The organism is Streptomyces sp. PA03-5A (assembly GCF_033792725.1).
Taxonomy (GTDB): Bacteria; Actinomycetota; Actinomycetes; order Streptomycetales; family Streptomycetaceae; genus Actinacidiphila.
In genome coordinates this window covers 183,026-208,191 of record NZ_JARAVL010000012.1, presented here as the reverse complement: position 1 = coordinate 208,191, position 25,166 = coordinate 183,026, and the positions used below count along the sequence as shown (strand labels likewise).

The window sequence follows — 25,166 nt, the reverse complement described above, 5'->3', positions numbered from 1 at the left end:
ACCGTCACCCGGCGACGTCCACGACGACCTTGCCCCGGCCCTCGCCGCGCTCGACCACGCCGTGCGCCTCGGCGGCCGTGGCCAGGGTGAAGCGGCGCGGGTCGACCAGCGGCCGCAGCGCCCCGGCCTCGGCGAGGGCGGCGGCCTCGCGCAGGATCTCGCCGTGGTGCTCGCGCCCGCGGCCGGTGAGCATCGGCAGCAGTGTGAAGACCCCGGAGTAGCTGGCACCGCGGAAGGACAGCGGCGCGAGGCTGTGGCTGCCCCAGCCGAGGGCGCTCACCACATGACCGGTGTAGGTGCGCACCGCGGTGAAGGAGGCGTCGAGCGTCTCCCCGCCGACGGTGTCGACGACGACGTCGAAGCCCTCGCCGCCGGTGTGCTCGGCGACGTAGGCGTCGACCGGGGTCGCGGTGCGGTCGATCGGGGTCGCCCCGAGGGCGGCGATGGTCTCCAGGCTGCGCGGCGAGCCGGTGGCGAAGACCTCGGCGCCGCGGGCCCGGGCGAGCTGGACGGCCACGTGCCCGATGCCGCCGGCCCCGCCGTGGACGAGCACCTTCTGTCCGCCGTGCACGCCCGCCCGGTCCACCAGCCCCTCCCAGGCGGTGATGAAGACCAGCGGGAGCGCCGCTGCCTGACGCATCGTCAGCGCGGCGGGCTTGCGGGCCAGCAGCCGGGCGTCCACGGCCGCGTACTCGGCCAGTGACCCCTGGAGGTCGCCGACCCCGCCGGTCATGCCGAAGACCTCGTCCCCGGGTGCGAGGCCGGTGACGTCCGCCCCGACCTCCTCGACGACACCGGCCAGGTCGAGGCCGAGCACGGCGGGCGGCCGGATGCGGGCGTGGGCGGCCTTCCCGGCACTGATCTTGGTGTCCAGGGGGTTCACCCCGGAGGCCGCGATCCGGACCAGCGCCTGGCCGGGGCCGGGTGCGGGGGTGCGGATCGCGCCGAGGACGAGGGGGCTGCCGAACTCTTCCAGCAGGACCGCGCGCATGGTGGTGGCCACCGGGGGGCGGGAGGAGGTCATCGGATGTCCTTTCGAACGGACAGGTCTGTTTGATTCGGGTCGAAGGAACGCCCTCGTCCTCATGGTGCGGACGAGGGCGGGGCCGGGATCAGACGGTGGGCGGGCAGGCCCGCTCGACCGCGGCCCGCGCCGCGGCCTTGGCTGCGGCCGGCATCGCCGGGTCCTGTTCGAGCTTGCCCGCGGCCAGGGTGCCGTCGACGAGCAGGGTCAGCTGCAGTGCCAGCTCGTCGGGGTCCGCGGCGCCGGCCGCCTCGGCCAGCCCGCGCACCCATGCCCGCACGGCCTGCTTGTGCGTCAAGGTCACCTCGTGCGGCAGGCTGCCCGGCTCGCTCTCCGCGGCGGCGTTGATGAAGGGGCAGCCGTGGAAGCCGTGGCGCTCGTACGAGGCGGAGACGGCGTCGAACAGGCCCACCAGTTGCTCGCGGGGATCGTCCCCGGCCGCCAGCGCGGCGGCGCGCAGCCTGCCCCGCCAGGAGTCGTCGACCCTGCGCAGGTACGCGGCGGCCAGTTCGTCCTTGGAGGGGAAGTGGACGTAGAGCGTGGACTTGGCCACGTCCGACTCGGCGATGATCCGGTCGATCCCCACGCCGCGCAGGCCGTGCGCGGCGAACAGTGCCTCGGCCGTGGTCAGTATGCGCTCGCGCGCCGGGGGGCGCTTCGCCGTCGTGGGCATGGTGCTCACCGTGGTCCTCGCCGGGGCCCGGCGGGCCCCTCACGGCAAAACTAACAGACAGGTCTGTCCGATGCCGCTGAGGTCCTGGTCACACCGCGGCCTCAGGAGTTCGAGGCGCCGCCGAGCGGGGTCGGGTCGTGGGCCGACTTGGGGGCGACGGGGGAGACGTAGTGCTTCATCGACGGGTCGTCGGAGTCCGGCCGGACGGCGCCGAGGACCGGGTTGGCGGCGATCGGGGAGATCTTGACGAAGCCACCCGGGCGAGGGGCCTGGATGACCATGCCGTTGCCGATGTACATCGCCACGTGGGTGGCGCCGGGGAAGTAGACCACCAGGTCGCCGGGGCGCAGCAGGTTCAGCGGGACGTGCGGCAGCTGCTTCCACTGCTCCTGGCTGGTGCGCGGGATGGTGGTGCCCGCGTGCTCCCAGGCCTGTGAGGTCAGGCCCGAGCAGTCGTACGCCTTCGGGCCCTCGGCACCCCAGACGTAGGGCTTGCCGATCTGGGCGTAGGCGAAGCTCAGCGCCCGGTTGCCGGCCTTCGACGGCGCGAGTGCCGTGCTGCCGAGCCGGCCGGACCGCAGGAAGGCCGCCTGCGCCTGGTCGATGCCCTGCTGCTCCAGCTGCTGGAGGTCCTCGATCTGGGCGCCGGTCAGTCCGGCGAGGATCCGTTCGACGTCGGCCAGCTGCCGCTCGATGTCCTCCTTGGCCTCGCGCTGCTTCTCCTCCAGCTGCTCCGAGCCGTCCAGCGCGTGCTGCTGGGCCCGGTTGAGCGCGGCGATCCGCTTCTCGCCGTTCTCCAGCTGGGCGACGAGCTCGGCCTGGCTGCCGGCGGCGCGGTCGAGCATGTGCCCCTGGGTGAAGGCGTCCTGCGGGTCGTTGCTGAGCAGCAGGTTGAGGTACGGGGAGACGCCACCGGACTTGTACTGTTCCCGCGCCAGCTGCCCGGCCAGGGCGCGGGCGTCACTGAGCGCGGTGCGCTCCTCGGCGAGCTGGTGGTCGAGGCGGTCGGCCTTGCTCTGGTTCTCCTCGAGCTCGGCCTTGGCCTGGTCGTAGGTCTCGGTGGCCTGCTCGGCCTTGTGGTAGAGGTCCTGCAGCTGCTCCAGCAGCACGACGAGCGTCCGGTCGTCCGGCGCCGGATCGTCGGGAGCGGCGTAGGCCTGGGCGGGGATCCCGAGCGCCGCGGCGGCCAGCAGCGTCCCGCAGACGAGTGCCCTGCGCACCCACTCCTTGGGCCGGTGTGCTGCTGACATCCCGTCACCTCCGCCTGTTCCACCGATACCTGCGGGTAGATCCTTACATGATCGGGTCGGCTACGACAGAGGGACGGGCCGGAACGGGCGGCTCCGCCGGTCGCGGAGCCACCCGTTCGTCCGGCGTCATCCGAAATAGGTGTCGAAGTTCCGCTGGAATTCCCAGTTGCTGTACTTGTCCCAGTTCACGGACCAGGTCATCAGGCCGCGCAGCGCGGGCCAGGTGCCGTGTGTGGCGTAGCCGCCGCAGTTGACCTGCCGGGTAAGGCAGTCGAGCGCCTTGTTCACCTCGGCCGGGGTGGTCCAGCCGTTGCCCGCGTTGCTGCTGGCGGGCAGGCCGACGGCCACCTGCGACGGGGAGAGCGGCGGGAACACCCGGGAGGTGTTGCCCGCGACCGGGAAGCCGGTGAGCAGCATGTCGGTCATGGCGATGTGGAAATCGGCGCCGCCCATCTGGTGGTACTGGTTGTCCAGTCCCATGATCGGCCCGGAGTTGTAGTCCTGGACGTGAAGGAGCGTCAGGTCGCCGCGCAGGGCGTGGATCACCGGCAGGTACGCGCCGGCCCGCGGGTCCTGGGCGCCGTTCGGGCCGGGGCCGTAGAACTGGTACCCGAGCTGGACGAAGAAGGTCTCGGGGGCCATGGTCAGCACGAAGGCGCCGCCGTACCTGGCCTTGAGGGTCTTCAGCGCGGAGATCAGGTTGACCACGACCGGGGTCGTCGGGTTCCTGAAGTCGGTGTCACCGGCGTTGAGGGAGAGCGAGTGGCCCTCGAAGTCGATGTCGAGGCCGTCCAGTCCCCAGGTGTCGATGATCTTGCCGACGGAGCTGACGAAGGCGTCGCGGGCGGCGGTGGTGGTGAGCTGGACCTGGCCGTTCTGGCCGCCGATGGAGATCAGCACCTTCTTGCCCTGCGCCTGCTTGGCCTTGATCGCGGCCTTGAACTCCGCGTCGGACTCCACGTTCGGGCACTCGGCGACCGGGCAGCGGTTGAAGCGGATGTCGCCGGAGGTGGTGGAGGTGGGCTCGCCGAAGGCGAGGTCGATGTAGTCCCAGCTCGCGGGGACGTCTGCCATGCGGACGTAGCCGGAGCCGTTGGCGAAGCTGGAGTGCAGGTAGCCCACGAGGGCGTGGGAGGACGGCGTCGGATCGGTCGGGGTGGGGGTCGGCGTGGGGGTGGGAGTGGGCGTGGGGGTCGGCGTCGGGTCGGTGGGGGTCGGGCTGGGCGTCGGGCCGCCGGGCCCGGTCAGCGACAGGTCGTCGGCGTAGTACGTGGGCTGCGCGTACCAGCCGTGGACGTAGACCGTCGCGCTGGTCTGGGTCGGGCCGGTGGTGAAGCTGACGTTCAGTTGCTGGTAGGCACCGCCGGTGCCCGGGGTCCAGGTGCTGGTGCCGCCGTCCACGCCGATGTAGACGTAACTCCCCTTGACCTGCGCCGAGAAGGTGTACGCCGTGTTCGGGGCGACGCCCACCGTCTGCTTGCACTGCGCGGTCCCGGTGCCGCTCGGGGTGCCGGCGAGGGCGCGACTGCCGCTCTTCGCCTGCCCGGTCACCACCTGGGTGGTGCCGGAGTCGCAGCTCCAGCCGGACAGGTTGCCCGACTCGAAGCCTCCGTTGACCAGGAACTCACCGGCGTGCGCCGTGGGGGCGAGGGCGACCAGCCCGCCGAGGACGGCGGTGCAGGCGAGGGTCGCCGTCGCGGCGACGAGGTGTCTCATGGGGGGCCGCTCCTTCGGGGGCGAGAAGAAGTGAGCATGACAACTCGCAGCAAACAGGTCTGGACCAATCCTGTCAATGGTCCGGACCATCCCCGTGGCCGGTCACCCGGATCACCCGTCCGGCGGCGGTCCGCCCCGCGACCGCCCCGGCGGCTCACGTCCGCGGTTTCGACCAGGGCCAGCGCGGCTTCTCCGGCCGGTTCCCCTCCGGGTCGTAGACGAAGACCCAGCGCGTACGGCGCTGCGCGCGCGGGCCGGGACTGGGCTCGCGATGATAGACGTGCACGACGGGGGGTGCGCCGTCCTCCTGCGGCACCGGTACCTCGTACACCTTCGGGGGCTGCCCGGTGACGCCGGTCAGCACCCCCAGCACCCGGCCGTCCAGCGGCCCTCCGACGAATTCCGTGTCCTCATGCCTCACGGGGTCAGGGTAGGCCCTGGGGAGGGGGCCACGTTCAGGAAACGGCAGGTGGGAGCAGATGTGCGACTGCCTGGGCCAGCGGGGTCACCCGGCGGGCCAGGTCCCCGGCGGGGCTGCCCGCGCTCTCCCGCTCCAGGGCCGCCAGTGCGACCTCGGCGGTCTCCTGGTCGGTGGTGGAGCTGACCAGCAGGAGCGCGATGAAGTGGTCCACCAGCCACCGCCGCAGCTCCTGGGCGGGGGGCTGCTTGCCCTCGTCCAGCCAGGTCAGCGAGACGGCCTCGACGCTGGCGATCCAGGAGCGCACCATCATCGCCAGCCGCGGTCCGGGGTGCGGCGCGCCCAGGTGCATCAGGATCTGCTCGGCCGCGCCGCGCCGGACACCGTCCACGATGGCGTCGGTCCGGCTGGTCTCCGCGACGCTGCCGCCGCGCAGCAGGGCGGAGTACGCCGCGTCGTGCTCGTCCACGTAGGAGAGGTAGCGGTCCAGCGCGTTGGACAGACGCTGGGTCATCTCGCCCTCCGCGGGCTCCACGAAGCAGGTCCGCAGTTCCTCGGCGGCGTTGCGCATGGCGGCCTCGTACAGCTGCTGCTTCCCGCCGGGGAAGTAGCGGTAGACCAGGGGACGCGAGACCCCGGCGGCCGCGGCCACGTCGTCGACCGAGACGTCCTCGGGCCTGCGGTGCCCGAACAGGTCCACGGCGGCGGCGAGCAACTGGGTACGGCGCTGCTCGACGCTCAGCCGGCGGTAGGCGGGGGCGGCGGCGGGCGCCGGCGTCGAACTGCCGTTCATGAACGCCAGCGTATCCGCCCGCGCGCCGTGCTACCCGAGAAGTCCCGAGCTGCGCCACATGCGCCGTACGCCCGGACCCTCGAACATGCCGATCTCCTCCAGGAAGTCCATCAGCTTCCGCGCCGCCTGCCGCATCACGTCGCGGCGGTGCGGGCTGGTGCGGGCCAGCTCGGCGGCGTGCCGGGGGTCGAGCCCGACCGAGGCGTACACCTGGGGGCTGATCAGCGACCGGGCGATCACCCGTGCGGCCTCGGCGGAGGAGATCCGGGTGAAGGCGATCTCCCAGCGCGGAGCCGAGCTCATCTGGCGGCGCAGCTCCTCACGGGCGTAGCGGATGTGCCGGGCCTCCTCGACCACGTGGATGCGGGTGACGCCACGGGTCAGCGGCTGCACGCGCTCGTCCGGGAAGGTCAGCCGCTGCATCCAGTCGAGGATCTCCTCGGCGAGCAGGGTGCCCGTGAAGGAACCGGGTGTGGTGGAGACGGTCTTCAGCACCCGCCCGAGGTTGTGGTCCGTGCGCGAGGGCTTGTAGACGGGTGTGCCGAGCCGGGTCACCAGCCGCGCGAACATCTTCGAGTGGCGGCACTCGTCGGCGATCTCGGTGAGCGCGTAGCGGACGTGCCCGCTGGTGGGGTCCAGGTCGTAGGAGTGCCGCAGCAGCAGCTGCATGAGGATGATCTCGAACCAGATGCCGATCGAGGCCAGCGACGCCGCCTCGTGCCGGCTCAGCTCGATCCGCTGTTCCTGCGACATGTGCTTCCACAGCGGGGTGTCGTACAGGGAGCACAGCTCGGGCGGCCAGAACCACGTGCCGTCCTCGAACGGGGCGTCCCAGTCCAGCTCGGTGTCGGGGTCGAAGGAGTGCTTCGCGGAGGCGTCGAGCAGCCGCTCCGCCACTTTTTCACGCGTTGCAAGAGGGGTGCCAGCGGTCATGCTCTTATGAGACTGTGTGTCAGCAAGCCCGTCAAGAGTCGAGGAGACGCCAATGCCGTCGCAGGACAACCTGTGGGAGATCCCGGCTTCCGGAGCCGCCCGCTTCTCCTGGGAGTACGACGACGGGCGCGACCGGCTGCTCGCCCTCTACCAGAAGGGCAAGGACAAGCAGTGGGACGCGGTCACCCGCATCGACTGGGACATCGAGGTCGACCCGTACGACCCGCTCGGCGTGCCGGACCAGAACATGACCGTCTACGGCACCCCCTACTGGGACAAGATGTCCGAGCGGAACAAGCGCGACATGCGCCGTGCCTACGCCTCCTGGCAGTTCAGCCAGTTCCTCCACGGGGAACAGGGCGCCATGGTCTGCGCCGCCCGCATCGTGGAGTCGGTGCCCGACCTCGACGCCAAGTTCTACTCCGCGACCCAGACCATGGACGAGGCCCGGCACGCCGAGATCTACTCCCGCTTCCTGCGCGAGAAGGTCGGCATGGTCTACCCGATCAACGACTCGCTGCAGGCCCTGCTCGGCGACACCCTGCGCGACTCCCGCTGGGACATGCCGTACCTGGGGATGCAGGTGCTCATCGAGGGGCTGGCGCTGGCCGCCTTCGGCATGCTGCGCGACACCACCGACAAGCCGCTGCCCAAGCAGATCCTCGCCTACGTCATGCAGGACGAGGCCCGGCACGTCGCCTTCGGGCGGATGGCGCTGCGCGACCACTACAGGCAGCTGTCCGACGCCGAACTGCGCGAGCGCGAGGAGTTCGTCATCGAGGGCTGTTACCTCATGCGCGACCGGCTGCGCGGCGCCGAGGTGCTGGAGGACTTCGGCATCCCGCGGCAGGAGGCCGAGGAGCTGAGCGAGCGCTCGGAGTACCTGCAGCTCTTCCGCAGGCTGCTGTTCAGCCGCATCGTTCCGTGCGTGAAGGACATCGGGCTGTGGGGCGAGCGGCTGCAGCGCGCCTACGTCGACATGGGCGTCCTGGAGATGGGCGACTCCAACCTCGACCTGCTGATGGCGCAGGACGAGGAGATCGCCGAGAAGCTCGACGCCGAGCGCTTCGCCCAGGAGGAGACCGAGCGGGCCGCCGAGGTCGAGCAGGCCATCGCGCTGGGCGCCCAGGACTGACCGCGGCCGGCCACGGGATCAGCGTCCCAGCACCGCGCGCATCACGGCGCGGGCGACCGGGGCCGCCTTGCCGCCGCCGCTGATGTCGGCGCGGTCCGCGGCGGCGTCCTCCACGACGACGGCGACGGCGACCTTCGCCGGGGCCCCCCGGCCCTCCTTCGCCCAGGAGATGAACCAGGCGAACGGGTTCCCGCGGTTGTCCTCGCCGTGCTGCGCCGTGCCCGTCTTGCCGCCCACCACCGCGCCGGGCAGGGCGGCGTTGCGGCCCGTGCCGTGCCGCACCACGGCGACCATCATGTCCTGCATCACGAAGGCCACGGTCGCGTCCATCACCTGCCGGTAGGCCCGTTCACCGGTGATCTCCAGCGGGAGGCCGGCGCCGTCGGTGGTCCGGTCCACCAGGTGCGGGTACATCAGCGTGCCGTCGTTGGCCACGGCCGCAGCGACCATCGCCATCTGCAGCGGGGTGGCCCGGGTGTCGTACTGCCCGATGGACGACAGCGCCAGCTGCGCCCGGTCCATGCGGCGGTCGAAGACGCTGACCGCGGGGTGCGACGGGACCCCGATGGAGGGGTCGTTGAAGCCGAAGGCCTCGGCCGTCTCGCGCATCGCCCGCAGCCCCACGTCGTCGCCGAGCTTGCCGAAGACGGTGTTGCAGGAGACGACGTACGCGTGGAGCAGCGGCGCGTCCTCACAGCCCGCCGACGCCGACTCGTTGCCCAGCGTCGTCGTCGTGCCCGGCAGGCGATAGGGGTCCGGGGAGTCGGTGGGCTTCCCGACGTCGGTGACCACCCCGGAGGCGAGCGCCGCGACCGCCGTCACCGTCTTGAAGGTCGAACCCGGGGGGTACGTCTGGCGCAGCGCCCGGTTGAGCATCGGCTGGTCCTCGGCGGTGACGAGCCGGTGCCAGGCGCCGAGCGCCTCCGGGCCGGTGCCGGCGATCGTCGCGGGGTCGTAGGAGGGCGTGCTGACCAGCGCCAGGATCCGGCCGGTCGCCGGATCGAGGGCGGCGACCGCGCCCTTCTTGCCGCCCAGCGCCTTGTACGCGGCCTGCTGGGCGGCCGGGTCGATGGTGGTGCGGACGTCGCCCGGGCGCTGCGGCGCCCTGCTGACCGCGTTCCACAGCGGGAGCGCCGACAGCCCGGGGGAGGAGCCGGACAGGACGTCGTCCGCGGCGGCCTCCAGCAGGGCCGTGCCGTACGTCTGGGAGGAGAAGCCGGTCACGGGCGCGTAGAGCGGGCCGTCGGCGTAGGTGCGGACCCAGTCCAGCTGGGCGCCGGTGGACCGGGAGCCGGTCACGGGCCGGCTGCCGACGAGGATGTCGCCGCGCGGCTGCGCGTAACGGTCGATCGGCACCCGCCGGTTGGCGGGGTTGGCGTCGTACGCGGGGGCCCGCACCACCTGGACCCGGATGGCGTTCACCAGCAGGGCGACGAGGAGCAGCAGGCACAGTGCCGCGGCCCGGCGGGCGTACGGGGTCACGCCGCGGCCGACCCGCCGCTGGTGGCCCGGCCGGCGGTCCGGCCGGTGTCCGGGCCGGGCGGCGGGCGTCGGGCGGTGTCGCTGAGCAGGATCAGCAGCGCGACGATCACCCAGTTGGTGACGACCGACGAACCGCCCTGCGCCAGGAACGGCATCGCCATCCCGGTCAGCGGGATCAGGTCCGTCACCCCGCCCGCGATCACGAAGACCTGCAGCGCGACGATCGAGGCCAGCCCCACGGCCAGCAGTCTGCCGAACGGCTCGCGGACCGCCAGCCCCGTCCGGTAGCCCCGGGCCACCAGCAGTCCGTACAGCAGGAACAGCGCGGTCAGCCCCGTCAGTCCCAGCTCCTCGCCCGCCGTGGCCAGGATGAAGTCGGACTTGGCCGCGAAGCCGATCAGGATCGAGTGCCCCTCGCCCAGGCCCGTGCCGAGCAGCCCTCCGGCGGAGAACGCGAACAGCGACTGCGCCAGCTGCCCCGGCCCCTGCCCGGCCTCGATGCTGGCGAAGGGGTGCAGCCAGTCCGCTACCCGGGAGTGCACGTGCGGTTCGAGCGAGCCGACGAGGAAGGCACCCGCCGCCGACAGCAGCAGCCCGATCGCGATCCAGCCGGTGCGGCCGGAGGCGACGTAGAGCAGGATCACGAAGAGGCCGAAGAACAACAGCGAGGTCCCCAGGTCGCGTTCCACCACCAGCACGCCGAGGCTGATCGTCCAGACCGCCAGCACCGGGCCCAGCACCCGGCCGGTCGGCAGTTGCAGCCGGCGGAACCGCCGGACCTGCCGGCCGGCGTACGCGAGCGCGGCGCGGTTGTCCGCGAGGTACGCCGCGAAGAAGACCGCCAGCAGCACCTTCGCGAACTCGCCGGGCTGGAAGGAGAAGCCCGCGACCCGGATCCAGATCCTGGCGCCGTTCACAGCGGGGAAGAGGCTCGGCACGATCATCAGCACCAGGGCCGCCACGACGCCCAGGTACGCGTACCCGGCCAGGGCGCGGTAGTCGCGCAGCAGCAGGACGACCGCGATGAACAGGGCGACGCCCAGCCCGGACCAGACCAGCTGCGCCGGGGCGGCGGCGTCGGGGGTCTCCAGGTCGAGGCGGTAGATCAGGACCAGGCCGAGTCCGTTGAGCAGCACCCCGATCGGCAGCAGCAGCGGGTCCGCGTACGGGGCGCGCAGGCGCACCGCCAGATGGGCCACCAGCGCCAGCCCGCCGAGCGCCGCGCCGTAGCCGGCCGCCCCCTGCGGTACGGCGCCGTCGTGCGCGAGGCCCACGGCGCAGTAGCCGTACACCGGGATCAGCACCGCGCCGACCAGCAGCGCCAGCTCGACGCCACGGCGCCGGGGCAGCCGGACGGCGGGCACGGCGAGGGCCGGTGGCGAGGTCCCGGGGGCGGGGGCGGTCATGGGACGCAACGTAGCAAGACATCCCGGACAAATCGTTCATATTCGTGGGAGGTGGCGTTGTCACAGGGGGCCACTAGCGTGGCCGCCATGACCTTCAAGGCGCCGCAGTCCCTGTCCGAGCTGCCGTACGCGCAGGCACTGGAGCCGTTCGACGAGCCCGGGCTGGGCGTCGAGGAGCGGTACGACACCGTGCACTTCGACGGCCTCACCTTCGGCGAACAGGACGCCGGCGGCGCCGTCTTCCTGGAGTGCGCGGTCACCGACACCGTCTTCGAGGGCGGCAGCCTGCGCCGGGCGCGCTTCAACGAGGTCTGGCTGCAGGGCGACCGCTTCGTCGGTACCTCGGCGGCCGAGACGAACTGGATGGACGCGACCGCCGACTCCTGCGTGCTCGCCGGTGTCGAGGCCTTCGGCGCGGTGCTGCGGCGGGTGGTCTTCCGGCGCTGCAAGTTCGACTCCGTCAACCTGCGCTCGGCCCGGCTGCACGAGGTCGTCTTCGAGGACTGCGTGCTGCGCGACGTCGACCTCGGCGGCGCCCGCCTGAAGGACGTCTCCTTCCCCGGCACCGCCCTGGAACGCCTGCGGCTCGGCCGTGCCGAGCTCGACGCCACCGACCTGCGCGGCGCTACCCGCCTCGACCTCGCCGACGGGCACGACTCGTTGCGCGGCGCCGTCATCGGCAGCGCCCAGTTGCTCGACCTGGCCCCGGCGCTGGCCGCCGCGCTGGGCATCGTCGTCCGGGACGGAGCGGACGACGGCCCCCGCCGTCCCCGGCGGCGCTGACCCGTCCACGGCCGAAAAGGTGCGGCGGAAGCCGGGCCGCCGCCGCAGAATCACAGGCATGGGAAAGACGTACGAACGCATCGACGGGCGCCTGCGCGCGTTCATCGAGGAGCAGAAGGTCTTCTTCACCGCCACCGCGCCCCTGTCCGGCGACGGGCACGTCAACGTGTCGCCCAAGGGCCTCGACGGTTCCTTCGCCCTCCTCGACGACCGCACCTTCGCCTACGCCGACCTCGGCGGCAGCGGCGCCGAGACCATCGCCCACCTGCGGGAGAACGGCCGCATCACCCTGATGTGGTGCGCCTTCACCGGGCCCCCGACCATCGTGCGGGTGCACGGGCGCGGCGAGCCCGTCTTCCGCGACGACCCGCGCTGGGACGACCTGCTCCCGCACTTCTCCGACGACATCCGGGCGCGCACCGACCTGCGCGCCGTCATCCTCGTCACCGCCGAACGCATCAGCGACAGCTGCGGATTCGCCGTCCCCTTCATGGACTTCCGGGAGGAACGGCCCCTGCACACCCAGCGCTTCTCCCGCGAGACCGAGGAGTCCTTCAGCGACTACTGCGTGGGCAAGCCGTACGTCGCGGTCAGTCTCGACGGGCTGCCGGGCCTGCCGCTCCCGCTGCCGCCCCGCACGTCCTGACGGGGGCGCCACCGCGCCAACCCGGTTCCGGGCCGCACGATTTGGGACGACAGAGTCTCAAAAGCACCCTTGCGGCGACAAGATCCCTCTGTCGTACTTGTACGGCCGTGTGTCCGGAGCCGAGAGGTGGTCCCCCCATGCCCGTACGGCCCGTGCGCGGTCGCCACCGCAGACCCCAGCCGCCGAGCCGGCTCTCGCCGGTGTCGGTCGCCGTCACCGCCGCCTCCGGAGCGGGACTCGCGCTGCCGCTGGTCGCGGCCACGGGCGCGGGCGCGGCCACGACCGGCACGTGGGACAAGGTCGCCCAGTGCGAGAGCAGCGGCCGCTGGCACATCAACACCGGCAACGGCTACTACGGCGGGCTGCAGTTCGCCCAGTCGACGTGGAAGGCCTACGGCGGTGGGAAGTTCGCCGCCCGGGCCGACCTGGCGACCAGGTCCGAGCAGATCGCGATAGCCGAACGGGTCCTGGACGGGCAGGGTCCCGGGGCGTGGCCCGTCTGCTCGCAGCGCGCCGGGCTCACCCGGGGCGGACCGCAGGCGCAGGACCCGCCGCGACGTGCGGCGGCCCCGGCGAAGAAGACCGAACGCCAGGAGAAGCCCGGGACGGACCGTGCCCCCGCGGCGCGGGACGACTCCTACACGGTCGTCAGCGGGGACACGCTCTCCGGGATCGCCGACGAGCAGGACGTCCACGGCGGCTGGCAGCGGCTCTACGCCGTGAACCGCCGGGTCGTCGGAGCCGACCCCGACCTCATCCTCCCCGGACAGGAACTGTCCGTGCCGGGAGCGGAGCCCGCGAAGGACCCCAAGCCGGCCAAGGCATCCAAGCCCGCCAAGCCCGCCAAGCCCGGCAAGCCCGCCAAGCCCGCGAAGACCGCCAAGCCCGCCGAGCGGCACGCCGCGCCCGCCTCCGCCGCGCGGACCTTCGTCGCACCGGTCGGCGGAGCGCTCGGCACCCCGTACCACCGCAGCGGATCCCACTGGGCCAGCGGTTACCACACCGGCCAGGACTTCGCCGTGCCCACCGGCACCTCCGTCAAGGCGGTCGCCGCGGGCACGGTCGTCGAGGCCGGCTGGGGCGGCGCCTACGGCTACCAGGTCGTGATCCGGCACCACGACGGCATGTACACCCAGTACGGCCACCTGTCCTCGCTGACCGTACGGACCGGCCAGACCGTGGCCGCCGGCCGCCAGGTCGGCCGCTCGGGCTCCACGGGCAACACCACCGGCCCGCACCTGCACTTCGAGGTGCGCACCGGCGAGGGCTACGGCTCCGACGTCAACCCGGTCGCCTACCTGCGGCGGCACGGGGTCCGCCTCTAGGTCGTGTCGTCACACCGGCTCCGCTGGGAGGTGCCCCCAGGTGCGGTGCATCGCAAGGCGGAGAGTCGTCCTCGTAGTGGGCTACTCGGACGATTCGACGACTCCCCCGGGCCGAAGGCTGGGGGAGTGCCGTGCCTGGGGCACCTCCCAGCGCCGGCTGGGGGAGCGTCGCGGGGTGGGGCCACCCCCGGGCCGAAGGTTGGGGGAGGGCATGTGACGACACGGCCCAGCGGCACACGCTTGCGGCCCGTCGCGGTCCGTGCGCGGCGGGCCGCACGGACCGCGCGCAGTGCCGGCTAGTGCTCGCGCTCGACGAGGTCCTTGAAGCGTTCGAGGTCGTCACGGACCGTGCGCTCGATCGCGCTGACCTGGGCGAAGCCCTTGGGGCCGCCGAAGGCGTCGCGGATCTCGGCGGGGTCGTACTCCATGCGCACCTGGACGCGGCTGTGCTGCTCGTCGATCGGGAGGACCGAGCACGTCCCGGTGATCTCGGCACCGCCGCTGGTGCGCCAGGTCATCTCCCGGGTGTCGCTCCGGGCCTTGGTGCGGTCGGAGAACTCCGCGTCGAGCAAGCCGCCACCGGTCCCCGACACGCCGAGCCGGGCCTTGCCGTCCCCGGTGGCGCCGGCCTCCCGGACACCCGCGACGAACTGCGGGTACTCCTCCAGGCGGTGCAGGTGCTGCCACGCCACCTCGGTCGGCACGTTCAGGTCGATCTGCTCTTCGAGTCTGCTCATGAGCTGCCACCTGCCTTCCTCCCTCCAGCGTGCCCCCCGGCCCCGGCTCACGCCACGTTGACCTCCGGGACGTCTGGGAGGCGAGGGACGTTTGGGACCTCGGTGACCGCTTCCGTTACGGCGACGCGGCCGCCGAGGCGGGGGGCGGCGCGGAGCCCGGCGTCGCCCTGGGTGAGTAGGCGGACGGCGGCCCAGGGCAGGTTCACGCCGGTGAAGGCGGTCTGGAAGATCCCGGCGGAGGGGCGCGGGTTCGCCTCCAGGAGCACGGGCTCGCCCTTGCGGTGGCGCAGCTGCACATTGGAGAGGTAGGCGAGGCCGAAGTGCCTGACGAGGCGACGGGCGATCTCCGTGATGGCGGGGTCGTCCAGCAGGAGCCGGTAGCGGCCCTCCTTGGCCCGGGGGATCGCGGCGAGCAGTTCCCCGCCCGGGGCGGACAGGCAGTCGACGCTGACCTCGGGGCCCTCCAGGTACGGCATGACGATCATGCTGGGCACGTGCTCGCCCTCGTCGGCGGCCCGCTTCATCGCCTGGGCGACCGCCTCGACCGAGGCCATCGGCCTGGCGGGGGCGAGCAGGTCACGGATGTCCATCGGCCGGTCTTCCAGGATGCGGAAGCCGAAGGCCGAGTACTCGCCGGCGGGCTTGATGCAGACGGTCTCGCCGGTCGCGGCGAGCTCGTCCACCGCGTCCCGCAGGCCGTCGGCGTCCCGGACCACCCGCCACGGCGGCACGGGGATGCCGGCGGCGAGCGCCTCCTGGTACGTACGGCTCTTGCTGGTCAGCACCTTGACCGAGGCCGGTGGCGAGCACATCAGCCGGGTCCCCGCGGCGGCGAAGTCGCCGGCCCGCCCGGCGAGCGCGGTCAGCCGGCGCGGCGGGACGAGGACGTCGATGCCGTGCCTGCGGCAGAAGTCGAGGGCGAATTCGGCGTACGCGTCGTCGCCGACGTGGCGGGGCTCCACCTCGGCCACGTCGCAGGCGGCCAGGGCGGGTGCCGAGGGATCGACATTGCTCCCGTAGACGCGGACGTCCACGGAGTCGGGGTTGCCGCGCAGCATCCGCATCACCTGGGTGGTGGCCACCCCCGCGCTGCTGAGCCATATTCGGAGGGCTATCGGACGCTCCCCTCATGCATGCGGCGCGGCAGGAAGGCATGCGGGAGCGCACCTTTTCCGGCCGTCCGGGATCTTGTGTGAGGCGGATCATATCCGTGTTCGATGACGCCGGTGTTTCACGTCCGCGGAGCCCACGCGAAGGGCGGACGACCCGCCGTCACTCGTCCGTCCCCCGGGAACGAGCGGGACGGCCGCGGCGGGCCAAGGCTGGGAGGCGACAGCAGCCCCTCCGGCCGGAAGAGAGAACAGCATGGCTGGGCCGTCCTCCCCCGCTCCGCTGCACCGACGCCACATAGCCCGCGCGGGAGCGCTCGTCGCGGCCCTCGCCTCGACGGCGCTCGCCGCCGCCCCCGCCCTCGCCTCGTCGGTCGCCGACGGCGCCGCCGCGGGCCGCGGTGCCCGGCCGACCGTGGTGCTGGTGCACGGCGCCTTCGCCGACGCGTCGAGCTGGAGCCCGGTCGTCGAGCGCCTCGAGAACGCCGGCTACAAGGTCGTCGCCCCCGCCAACCCGCTACGGGGCCTGGTCGGCGACTCCACCTACGTGGCCAGTGTGCTGAAGAGCATCGACGGCCCGATCGTGCTCGCGGGCCACTCCTACGGCGGCGCGGTGATCAGCGGTGCCGCGGCGGGCAACCCGAACGTCAAGGCACTGGTCTACGTCTCGGCGTTCATGCCGGACGCGGGGGAGACCCTGGGCGCGCTCTCGGCCAAGTTCGCACCGAGCGACCTCGCCTCGGCGCAGCGTCCCGTGCCGTACCGGGACGGGTCGGGCAGCGGCACGGACATCTACATCCGCGACTCCGTCTTCCGCAAGGTCTTCGCCGCGGACCTGCCCGTGGCGGCGACCCGGCTGATGTCCGCCGAGCAACGGCCCATCGCCCTGCGGGCGTTCACCGACAAGGCGCCCGGCGCAGCGTGGCGGACCATCCCCTCGTGGGCGCTGGTCGCCTCCGCCGACCACGCCATCAACCCGGCCCTCGAACGCTTCGAGGCCAAGCGCGCGGGCTCGCACACCGTCGAGGTCGACTCCTCGCACGTCGCGATGCTCTCCCACCCCGACGCCGTCGTGCGCATGATCCGCGAGGCCGCCGACAGCACCGCGTCCGGTTCCGAAGGCGGTCCCGCACTCGCCGACACCGGCCCCCGGGACGAGGTCCTCACCAGCGTGGGCGGCGTCGCGAGCGTCGCCCTCGTGGCCGGCGCGGTGCTCGTCGCGGCGGTGCGGCGCTTCCGCCGCTGACCGGCGGCGCGGTGGGGGCGCCGCCCCCACCGCGCCGTGTGCCGTCAGCGGGCCCGGGTCCGCGCTACGCCGCGGCCGGCTTGCGGGCCAGGAACACCGCGGCCAGCACGGCCGCCGCGAAGGACACCCCGGCGACGACCCACAGGCCGGTGTGGATGCCGACCGTGAAGGACGCGCCGATCGCGTCCGTCACCGCGGGTGTGGAGCGGCCGCTGCCGCTTCCGCCGCTGCGCGCCACCGCCACGACCGCGTCGGCGACCGGCGGCGGCACATGGGCGGCCGTCAGCCGCTCCGGGAGCGCACCGATGAAACGGACCGCCAGGACGGCACCGAGCACCGAGGTCGCCAGCACCGAACCGATCTGCCGGAACGCGGTCACGGCGTTCGACGCGGCACCCATCTGCGCGGGCTGCACCACCGCGAAGGCGGCCGCCGTCGACGGCGCGACGACCAGCCCGCTGCCCAGACCGGCCAGGGCCAGGCCCACCGCCGTGATCGCGTACGCGCTGTCCGGCTGCTGCCGCACCAGCACCACGGCGGCGGCGGCCGTCACCAGCGAACCGGCCGCCAGCAGCCGGGCGGCGCCGACCCGCCCGGCGATCCGCTGGGCGACCAGGGTGGACAGCACGAAGAAGACCATCGCGGGCAGCAGCCGCACGCCCGTGGCCATCGGCGCCACGGCCTGCACCCGCTGCAGGAACAGCACCTGCAGGAAGATGACGCCGACGAACGCGAACAGCGCCGCCGCGGCCACCACCAGCGCCGCCGACACCCGCACCGAGCCCATCATGCGCACGTCCAGCATCGGCACGTCCGTACGGCGCTCCACCAGCACCAGCGCCACCAGCGACACGACGCCCACCGCGAGCGCCGCCACCACCACCGGGTCGTCGTACCCGGCGCGGCCGCCGACCGCGATCCCGTACACCAGCGTGCCCAGGCCCAGCACGGACAGGCCCTGGCCGGGCAGGTCCAGCGGCCGGTCGGGCACCTTCGACTCGCGCACCGCGTACAGCGTGACGGCCACCGTGACCACCGCCAGCGGGGTGTTGACCAGGTAGACCGCGGGCCAGTCGAAGCGGTCGAGCAGGGCGCCGCCGAGCAGCGGCCCGAGGGCCAGGCCGAGTCCGGACACCGACACCCACACCGTGATGGAGCGCAGCATGCGCGGCAGGTCGACGAAGAAGGTGGTGGTGATGATCGCCAGCGAGGTGGGCAGCACCAGCGCCCCGCCGACACCGCTGACCGCCCGCCCCACCAGCACCTGCGGGAAGCCGCCGGCGGTGGCCACGACCAGCGAGCCGGCCGCCAGCGCGACCACGCCGGTCAGGAACACCCGCCGCCGCCCGTAGCGTTCGCCGAGCGCGCCGCCCGACAGCACGCACGCGGCCACCACCAGGGTGTAGGTGCTGGACACCCAGCTCAGGTCGGCGGGGGCGACCTGCATGTCGACCTGCAAGGCGCGCAGCGTGGAGATCGCCGCCGTCACCTCGATGAACGACATGAACAGCCCGAGGCAGGCGGCGAGCAGCACCAGCCGGCCGCGCGGGATCACCGGCTTCTGCGGCGCCTGCGCGGACGCTGCGCCCGTCACGGTGCTCACTGGGCGCGCTCCTTCTCCGCCAGGCGCCGGGTGGCGTCGTCCCAGGCGACGGGCAGGGCGTCGCGGGCGGTGGGGTAGAAGACGAACACCGAGCGGTCCATCACCTTCCGCAGCCGCGCCACGATCCGCGCGTGCGGGTCGGTGCGGGCGAAGGCGTCCAGCGCCTCCTGGTCCCGCCACGCCGACAGCGTCCAGAAGGTCCTCTTCAGCGGCTCCGCCCGCAGCGAGGCACCGACCACGCCGGGCGCCGACCGCACCTGCTTCCACACCACCAGCGACAGCAGGAAGAAACGGGGCACGCTCAGCAGCGACTTCACTTGGAGCTTGGAGGCCATGACCACGGCCTCACCGGAGCCGGCGGACTCCTTGGCGGCGGCCCCGGGCATCCAGGGAATGGTGGGCATGGCAGCTCTCTCCTCTTCGGTACGGGTGCGCGGCCGGTGCGCGCCGTCACGGCGGGAACCCCCGCCACCCACATGAGTCCCTCCCGCGGGCCTTCCGGACACCTCCGGGAGGCCGATAGGCCGGTCCGCGCGGCAGTTGGCCTGTTCGCGCCCCCGGTGCCCCCCGGGCACCGATCCGGACACCCGGGACGGGGCGCATCGGCGGCCCCGATGGGCCGGAAACCGTCGATGATGCGGTGTTTGACCCTCCGGCCCGGGCCGCCCTACGTTCCCAGTGCGCCGCCCGCCGCGCCGATCCGCGCGGGACACGGACGACTTCACGCCTTCAGAGGTCCCAGCCCTCTGCGCTCCAGCCGCCGTCGCCCAACGCGACCGGTTCCTGAGAACTGCTCGAGCCGAGGGGCTGCCTGTCATGACCACCCGTGTCGCTGTCGTCGGGGCCGGCATATCCGGCCTGTCCGCCGCGTACCACCTGCCCGACGACGTCGAAGTCACCGTCTACGAGAAGGAGGACCGGCCCGGCGGCCACGCCCTGACCGTCGAGGTGGAGGAGGACGGCCGCACCATCGGGATCGACACCGCCTTCGTGGTCTTCAACTCCCGGACGTACCCGCAGCTGAGCGCCTTCTTCCAGGAGATCGGCGCCACGGCCCTGGACCACACCGGCGGCTTCGACTTCTTCGACCTCGACCGCGGACTCGACTACGGCACTGCCGAGTTCGAGCTCACCGAGGAGGAGATCGCGCGGCGCTACCCGGCTGACTTCCTGCCGCTGTGGCGGGACGCCGAGCGCTTCCACCGCGAGGCCCCCCGCGACTTCCTGCGCAAGCGCACCGACATGGCCCTCGGCGAGTACCTGGACCGGGGCGGCTACTCCGACGCCTTCAAGTACGGCTACGTGGTGCTGCTCGCCACCGCCGTCTGGTCGGTGCCGGCCGAGCTCATCTGGGAGATGCCGGCCACCACCGTCATCGCCTTCTTCATGTCGCACGACCCGGGCGGCCTCGGCGGCCGCTCGGTGGCGTGGAAGACCGTCTCCGGTGGCAGCGTCGAGTACGTCCGCCGGGTCGTCGCCGCGGTCAACGGCACGGTCCGCACCGGCAGCCCGGTCACCAGGGTCCGGGAGGAGGCGGGCCCGGACGGCGGCGTCGTCATCGGCACCGCCGACGGCGAGGAGCGCTACGACTACGCGGTGCTCGCCTCGCACGCCGACCAGACCCTGGCGATGCTGGAGCGGCCGACCGCGCTGCAGGCCGACATCCTCGGCAAGGTCCGGTACAGCTCCACCCGGGCCGTCCTGCACACCGACCCGTCGGGCATGCCGCCGGAGCGCGCCCGCTGGCAGAGCTGGAACTACGGCCTGAAGACCGTCGACGGCCGCACCCGCACCTGGGTCGCGTACTACATGAACTCCCTGCAGGGCTTCACCGCCCGCGAGGACTACTTCGTCACCCTCGACTGCCCGGTCGTCCCCCGCGACGAACTGGTCATCCGCGAGCTGCCGTTCACCCACCCGGTGATCGACCTGGACGTGCGCTCCATGCAGCGCACCATCTACGCCGTCAACGACACCGGCCGGATCAAGCTCGCCGGCTCGTACTTCCACTCGCCCAGGATCGGCCACGACCTGATCGGCTCCCACGAGGCCGGGTACGTCTCCGGGCTCAAGGCCGCCGAGTCCATCGCCCGCGACATCAAGAAGTGAAGTGAGGGAATCCCCATGCAGCGTGTCACCGCCGAGGAAGCGCAGGCCTGGCTGGTCGAGAAGCTCGCGGTCCGGCTGGAGGTCGAGCCGGCCCAGATCGACGTCGACCGCTACTTCGACGAGTTCGACCTCGACTCCACCGAGGCGCTGATCCTCGCCGGCGAGCTGGAGAAGTGGCTCGGCTTCGAGCTGGAGGCGACCGCGCTCTGGTACCACCCCACCATCGCCGCGCTGTCGGAGCACATCGCCGAGGAGAACGCCCGCCATGTCGCAGCGGCCTGACCGTACCGCCCCCCGCCCGGTCCTCACGCCGCTGCGCGAACCGGCCGGCGGGGCGGCCCGCCGGCTCTACGCCGTCCACCCGGGTGCACTGGCGCCCACGGCGTGGCAGCCGCTCGCCGACCGGCTGCCCGCGGACACCGCGCTGTGGCTGCTCGACCTCGGCACCATCCCGGAGTTCTTCGCCGCCGCCCTCGACCCGGACGCGGCCGCGGACACGGTCTCCATCGCCGGCCTGGCGGAGCGCTGCCTGTCCGAACTCACCGCCTCCGCGCCCGCGGACGCGGCGTTCTCCCTGGTCGGCTGGTCCTTCGGCGGCGTCGTCGGGTTCGAGATCGCCGCCCGGCTCGACGCCGCGGGACAGGGCGCCCGGCTGGAGGAACTCGTCCTGCTCGACAGCATCGCCCCCGTCCCCGCCTTCAAGCGCGCCGACGAACTGCTGGACCCCGCGATGCTCCTCGACTGGTTCGCCATGTACCTCGGCGCCAAGCGCGGCCGCCCGGTCGTCCTGCGCGTCCCGCCGGTCGCCGACACCGACGAGGGCCTGCCCGCGCTGCTTGCCGCGGCCACCGCCCAGGGCGTACTGCCCCCAGGCACCGAACTGGCCGGGCTGCGCAAGCTCTACGCCGCGTACCACGGTGGGCTGCTGCGCAACAACCGCTGCACCGCACCGTACGAACCCGCTCCGCTCGACCGCACGGTCACCCTCGTCAAGCCGGAGCGCTCCCTGCTCCCGGACCGCGGTGACCTCGGCTGGAGCCGGCTCAGCACCCGCCCCGTGCGGCAGCTGGGCGTCCCCGGCGACCACTACACGATGCTCGGGGAACCCACCGCCGTCGCCGTGCTCGCCGGACTGCTGGCCGACCCGGCCGTCGCCTGAGCACTCGTGGATCCGCGCCCCCGCCACCCGGCGCCCATGACCGAGAGGACCGTCGTGCATCACTCACGTCTGGCCGAGACACCGATCGCCATCGTCGGGTTGGCCGGCCTGTTCCCCAAGTCGCGCGACCTGCGCGAGTTCTGGCACAACATCGTGGACGCCCGCGACTGCATCGAGGACGTCCCCGCGAGCCACTGGAACGTGGACGACCACTACGACCCGGACCCCGCCGCCGAGGACAAGACCTACGCCCGGCGCGGCGGTTTCCTGCCGGAGGTCGCCTTCAACCCCATGGAGTTCGGCCTGCCCCCGAACACCCTGGAGGTCACCGACATCCTGCAGCTGCTGTCGCTGACCGTCGCGCGCGACGTGCTGCGCGACGCGGGCACGGACGGCGCGGACTGGTACGACGCGAGCCGGACCGGCGTCATCCTCGGCGTCACCGGCGCCAACTCCCTCACCCAGCCGCTCTCCGCGCGCCTGCAGACGCCCGTGCTGAAGGAGGTCGTGCGCAGCGTCGGACTGAGCGAGGCCGACGCCGAGGAGATCGCCCGCCGCTTCAAGAAGGCGTACGTCCCGTGGGAGGAGAACTCCTTCCCCGGCATGCTCGGCAACGTCGTCGCCGGGCGCATCGCCAACCGCTTCGACCTCGGCGGCACCAACTGCACCGTCGACGCCGCCTGCGCCAGCTCGCTGGCCGCCGTCAAGCTCGCCGTCAGCGAGCTGATCGAGGGCCGCGCCGACCTGATGATCACCGGCGGCTGCGACGCCGAGAACACGATCCTCATGTACATGTGCTTCAGCAAGACCCCGGCATTCTCCAAGAGCCAGGTCATCAAGCCGTTCGACGAGTCCGCCGACGGCACGCTGATCGGCGAGGGCATCGGCATGCTCGCCCTCAAGCGGCTCGCCGACGCCGAGCGCGACGGCGACCGGGTCTACGCCGTGCTGCGCGGCATCGGCACCTCCAGCGACGGCCGCTTCAAGTCCATCTACGCCCCGCGCGCCGAGGGCCAGCAGCTCGCGCTGCGGCGCGCCTACGAGGACGCGGCCGTGCCCGCCGGCTCCGTGGAGCTCTTCGAGGCCCACGGCACCGGCACGGCGGTGGGCGACCACACCGAGCTGTCCGCCCTCGGGTCGTTCGTCACGGAGCAGCCCGGCTCCGGTCAGCTCGGCTACGCCGCCATCGGCAGCGTCAAGTCCCAGATCGGGCACACCAAGGCCGCCGCGGGCGCGGCGGGCCTCATCAAGCTGGCGCTCTCCCTGCACCAGAAGGTGCTGCCGCCCACCATCAACGTCGACCGGCCCAGCGATGCCGTCGACCCCGTGCGCACCCCCTTCTACGTCAGCCCCCAGGCACGCCCCTGGGTCCTGGACCCCTCACGCGACAAGCGGCGCGCCGCGGTCTCCTCCTTCGGCTTCGGCGGCACCAACTTCCACATGGTGCTGGAGGAGCACGACCCCGCCGCGGCCCGCACGGTGCTCGGCCCGGTGGCCCGCACCGGCCTGTGGCACGCCGCCGACCCCGAGGCGCTCGCCCGCCGCCTGGAGCAGGGCGCCGCCCCCGACCCGGCCGGCCGGGTGCCCACGGGCGACGCGCGGCTCGGCATCGTCGCCCGCGACGACGCCCAGTTCGAGGAACTGCGGGCCGCGGCCGTGGAGCTGCTGCGCGCCAAGCCCGAGGCGTCCTCCTGGCAGCACCCCAAGGGCATCACCTACCGCCGCGCCGGGCTCCCGTCCGGGACGAAGACGGCCGCCGTCTTCGCCGGGCAGGGCAGCCAGTACGTCGGCATGGGCCGCCGGGCCGCCCTCGCCCTGCCGCCCGTCCTCGCCGCGTACGACAGGGCCAACCGCATCAGCACCGGCCCGCAGACCCTCGGCCGGGTCGTCTTCCCGCCGCCCGCCTTCGACGACGCCACGCGTGCGGCCCAGGAGGAGGCGCTGCGCCGCACCGACTTCGCGCAGCCCGCCATCGGCGCCCTGTCGGCCGGGCAGTTCGCCTGGTTCCGCGAGCTCGGATTCGCCCCCGACGGGGCCGTCGGCCACTCCTTCGGCGAGCTCACCGCCCTGTGGGCGGCCGGCGCCCTCGACGACGACGGCTTCGCCGAACTGGCCCGCGCCCGCGGCCTGGCCATGGCCCCGCCACGCGCGGCCGCCGCCGACTTCGACCCGGGCGCCATGGCCGCGATACGCGCCGAACTCGGTGAGGTGCAGGGGCTCGTCGCCACCTACCGCAGTGTCGCCATCTGCAACATCAACGCTCCCGGCCAGGTCGTCGTCGGCGGCCCCACCGCCGAGATCGACCGCCTCGTCGCCGATGTCGCCGCCCGCAAGATCCCCGCCAAGCGGCTCCCGGTCTCCGCCGCCTTCCACACCCGCTTCGTCGCCCACGCCGCCGAGGCCTTCCGCGAGGCCGTCGACCGCGTCGGCCTCGGGGCGCCGAGCATCCCCGTCTACGCCAACACCCCGGGCGCCGCGTACGGCACGGACGCCGACGCCAACCGCGACACGCTCGTCGAGCAGTTGCTGCAGCCCGTCGCGTTCCAGACCCGCATCGAGGAGATGTACGCCGACGGCTACCGCGTCTTCGTCGAGTTCGGGCCCAAACGCGTGCTGTCCGACCTCATCGACCGCATCCTCGACGGGCGCGGCGACGTGGTCTGCGTCGCGGTCGACGGCGGGCCCAGCAAGGACGGCGAGATCTCGCTGAAGCGGGCCGCCGTCGAACTGGCCGTCCTCGGCCTCCCGGTCACCGGCATCGACGACCACGCCGAGCCGCTCCCGGACGCACCCGTCCGCAAGGGGCTCACGATCCCGCTGCGCGGCGTCAACTACGTCTCCGACGCACGGCGCGAGGCGTACGCGAAGGCCCTGTCGGAGCCGGGTGTCACCGTCGCGCCGCGCAGGGCGGAGCCCGCCGCGGCTCCGGAGGCGACGCCGTCCGACGCGCTGGGCGACGTCGTCCGTGAGGGCCTGGGGCTCCAGGCCGAGATCCTGGACGCCCACGTCGCGACCGTCCGCGAGGCGATCACGTCCCTGGAACGGACCGTCCGCGCGGGCGGCCACCCCGACACGGACGCCGCACTGCGGCTCATCGAGCAGCACGGCAGCTCCATCACCACCGCCCACGAGCGCGCGACGCGCCTGCTGATCGACACCCTCCGCGGCGACGCCGCGCCCGCGCCGGCCGCGCCCGCGCCCCAGACCGTGCCCGAGGTCACCCCTGTGGAGACCGTTGCGCCCGCGCCTGCTCCTGTTGTTGCCGACACTGCGGTGTTGGAGGCGTTGCTTGAGGTGGTGGCGGAGAAGACGGGTTATCCGGCGGAGATGCTGGAGCCGGGGATGGATCTGGAAGCCGATCTGGGCATTGACTCGATCAAGCGGGTGCAGATCATGGGGGCGCTGCAGGAGCGTTTCCCGGTGTCGGGGGACATCGATCCGGAGCGGCTGGGTGAGCTGCGGACGTTGGACGACATCGCCGGGTTCCTCGGTGGTGTCGCTGCGCCGGCACCCGTGGAAGCCCCTGCCCCTGCCCCTGCCCCTGCCCCTGCCTCTGAGGCTGCTCCCGCTGTTGCCGATACTGCGGTGTTGGTGGCGTTGCTTGAGGTGGTGGCGGAGA

At 72.9% G+C, this 25,166-nt stretch carries 22 protein-coding genes; 9 read left to right on the top strand and 13 right to left on the bottom strand.

Annotated features, from left to right (window positions below; translation table 11 throughout):
- Nucleotides 1-4 precede the first annotated feature (4 nt).
- From PV410_RS17495 to PV410_RS17465, 7 genes are all read right to left on the bottom strand, one after another.
- Nucleotides 5-1,024 (bottom strand): zinc-dependent alcohol dehydrogenase family protein, encoded by a 1,020-nt coding sequence (locus PV410_RS17495; RefSeq protein WP_500325526.1) that lies wholly within the window; start codon nt 1,022-1,024, stop codon nt 5-7.
- Between the two features lie 88 nt (nt 1,025-1,112).
- Nucleotides 1,113-1,697, bottom strand: a complete 585-nt coding sequence (locus PV410_RS17490) for a TetR/AcrR family transcriptional regulator (RefSeq protein ID WP_500325524.1) — start codon at nt 1,695-1,697, stop codon at nt 1,113-1,115.
- Nucleotides 1,698-1,798: 101 nt separating this feature from the next.
- Nucleotides 1,799-2,947, bottom strand: coding sequence for a C40 family peptidase (locus PV410_RS17485; RefSeq protein WP_500325522.1), 1,149 nt, complete (start codon nt 2,945-2,947; stop codon nt 1,799-1,801).
- Nucleotides 2,948-3,073: 126 nt separating this feature from the next.
- A complete protein-coding gene (locus tag PV410_RS17480; protein WP_500325520.1) occupies nt 3,074-4,663 on the bottom strand; it encodes a chitinase in 1,590 nt (529 codons plus the stop codon).
- 154 nt (nt 4,664-4,817) lie between these two features.
- Nucleotides 4,818-5,084, bottom strand: coding sequence for a DUF8847 domain-containing protein (locus PV410_RS17475; protein ID WP_500325518.1), 267 nt, complete (start codon nt 5,082-5,084; stop codon nt 4,818-4,820).
- 34 nt (nt 5,085-5,118) lie between these two features.
- Nucleotides 5,119-5,874, bottom strand: a complete 756-nt coding sequence (locus tag PV410_RS17470) for a TetR/AcrR family transcriptional regulator (RefSeq protein ID WP_499513944.1) — start codon at nt 5,872-5,874, stop codon at nt 5,119-5,121.
- 30 nt (nt 5,875-5,904) lie between these two features.
- Nucleotides 5,905-6,807 carry an AurF N-oxygenase family protein gene (locus tag PV410_RS17465; RefSeq protein ID WP_500325516.1) on the bottom strand — a complete coding sequence of 301 codons (903 nt, stop codon included), beginning with the start codon at nt 6,805-6,807 and terminating at the stop codon, nt 5,905-5,907.
- A 52-nt stretch (nt 6,808-6,859) separates the two neighbouring features.
- Between PV410_RS17465 and PV410_RS17460 the strand changes: the two genes are divergently transcribed.
- Nucleotides 6,860-7,942, top strand: a complete 1,083-nt coding sequence (locus tag PV410_RS17460) for a ferritin-like domain-containing protein (protein ID WP_500325514.1) — start codon at nt 6,860-6,862, stop codon at nt 7,940-7,942.
- An 18-nt stretch (nt 7,943-7,960) separates the two neighbouring features.
- Here PV410_RS17460 and PV410_RS17455 read toward each other — a convergent pair whose 3' ends face one another.
- Nucleotides 7,961-9,424 (bottom strand): penicillin-binding transpeptidase domain-containing protein, encoded by a 1,464-nt coding sequence (locus PV410_RS17455; RefSeq protein WP_500325512.1) that lies wholly within the window; start codon nt 9,422-9,424, stop codon nt 7,961-7,963.
- Nucleotides 9,421-10,830, bottom strand: a complete 1,410-nt coding sequence (locus PV410_RS17450) for an FtsW/RodA/SpoVE family cell cycle protein (RefSeq protein ID WP_500325510.1) — start codon at nt 10,828-10,830, stop codon at nt 9,421-9,423. Before PV410_RS17450 ends, PV410_RS17455 begins: the two co-directional genes overlap by 4 nt.
- 87 nt (nt 10,831-10,917) lie before the next feature.
- Here PV410_RS17450 and PV410_RS17445 point away from each other — a divergent pair, with 87 nt between their 5' ends.
- From PV410_RS17445 to PV410_RS17435, 3 genes are all read left to right on the top strand, one after another.
- Nucleotides 10,918-11,613 (top strand): pentapeptide repeat-containing protein, encoded by a 696-nt coding sequence (locus tag PV410_RS17445; RefSeq protein ID WP_500325508.1) that lies wholly within the window; start codon nt 10,918-10,920, stop codon nt 11,611-11,613.
- Between the two features lie 58 nt (nt 11,614-11,671).
- Nucleotides 11,672-12,259 carry a pyridoxamine 5'-phosphate oxidase family protein gene (locus PV410_RS17440; RefSeq protein WP_500325506.1) on the top strand — a complete coding sequence of 196 codons (588 nt, stop codon included), beginning with the start codon at nt 11,672-11,674 and terminating at the stop codon, nt 12,257-12,259.
- Between the two features lie 137 nt (nt 12,260-12,396).
- Nucleotides 12,397-13,584 carry a transglycosylase family protein gene (locus tag PV410_RS17435; protein WP_500325504.1) on the top strand — a complete coding sequence of 396 codons (1,188 nt, stop codon included), beginning with the start codon at nt 12,397-12,399 and terminating at the stop codon, nt 13,582-13,584.
- A 296-nt stretch (nt 13,585-13,880) separates the two neighbouring features.
- On the opposite strand, the gene PV410_RS17430 is transcribed toward PV410_RS17435, so the two are convergent.
- Nucleotides 13,881-14,321: an SRPBCC family protein gene (locus PV410_RS17430; RefSeq protein ID WP_499513952.1), complete on the bottom strand. Its 441-nt coding sequence runs from the start codon at nt 14,319-14,321 to the stop codon at nt 13,881-13,883.
- Between the two features lie 47 nt (nt 14,322-14,368).
- The gene (locus PV410_RS17425) at nt 14,369-15,403 is read right to left on the bottom strand and encodes an ATP-grasp domain-containing protein (protein ID WP_500325502.1); all 1,035 of its coding nucleotides are present in this window, start codon (nt 15,401-15,403) and stop codon (nt 14,369-14,371) included.
- 283 nt (nt 15,404-15,686) lie between these two features.
- Here PV410_RS17425 and PV410_RS17420 point away from each other — a divergent pair, with 283 nt between their 5' ends.
- Nucleotides 15,687-16,676, top strand: a complete 990-nt coding sequence (locus PV410_RS17420) for an alpha/beta fold hydrolase (protein WP_500325500.1) — start codon at nt 15,687-15,689, stop codon at nt 16,674-16,676.
- A gap of 64 nt (nt 16,677-16,740) precedes the next feature.
- On the opposite strand, the gene PV410_RS17415 is transcribed toward PV410_RS17420, so the two are convergent.
- Both PV410_RS17415 and PV410_RS17410 read right to left on the bottom strand, forming a co-directional pair.
- Nucleotides 16,741-18,279, bottom strand: coding sequence for an MFS transporter (locus PV410_RS17415; RefSeq protein WP_500325498.1), 1,539 nt, complete (start codon nt 18,277-18,279; stop codon nt 16,741-16,743).
- Nucleotides 18,276-18,683 (bottom strand): antibiotic biosynthesis monooxygenase, encoded by a 408-nt coding sequence (locus PV410_RS17410; RefSeq protein WP_500325496.1) that lies wholly within the window; start codon nt 18,681-18,683, stop codon nt 18,276-18,278. Before PV410_RS17410 ends, PV410_RS17415 begins: the two co-directional genes overlap by 4 nt.
- A 412-nt stretch (nt 18,684-19,095) precedes the next feature.
- On the opposite strand from PV410_RS17410, the gene PV410_RS17405 reads away from it, so the two are divergent.
- From PV410_RS17405 to PV410_RS17390, 4 genes are all read left to right on the top strand, one after another.
- Nucleotides 19,096-20,388, top strand: a complete 1,293-nt coding sequence (locus PV410_RS17405; protein WP_500325494.1) for an NAD(P)/FAD-dependent oxidoreductase — start codon at nt 19,096-19,098, stop codon at nt 20,386-20,388.
- A 15-nt stretch (nt 20,389-20,403) separates the two neighbouring features.
- The gene (locus PV410_RS17400) at nt 20,404-20,670 is read left to right on the top strand and encodes an acyl carrier protein (RefSeq protein ID WP_499513958.1); all 267 of its coding nucleotides are present in this window, start codon (nt 20,404-20,406) and stop codon (nt 20,668-20,670) included.
- On the top strand, nt 20,654-21,547 hold the full coding sequence (locus PV410_RS17395; RefSeq protein ID WP_500325492.1) for a thioesterase domain-containing protein: 894 nt from the start codon (nt 20,654-20,656) through the stop codon (nt 21,545-21,547). Before PV410_RS17400 ends, PV410_RS17395 begins: the two co-directional genes overlap by 17 nt.
- Nucleotides 21,548-21,583: 36 nt before the next feature.
- The coding region (locus tag PV410_RS17390) for a beta-ketoacyl synthase N-terminal-like domain-containing protein (protein WP_500325490.1) at nt 21,584-25,166 on the top strand (3,583 nt) is incomplete at its 3' end.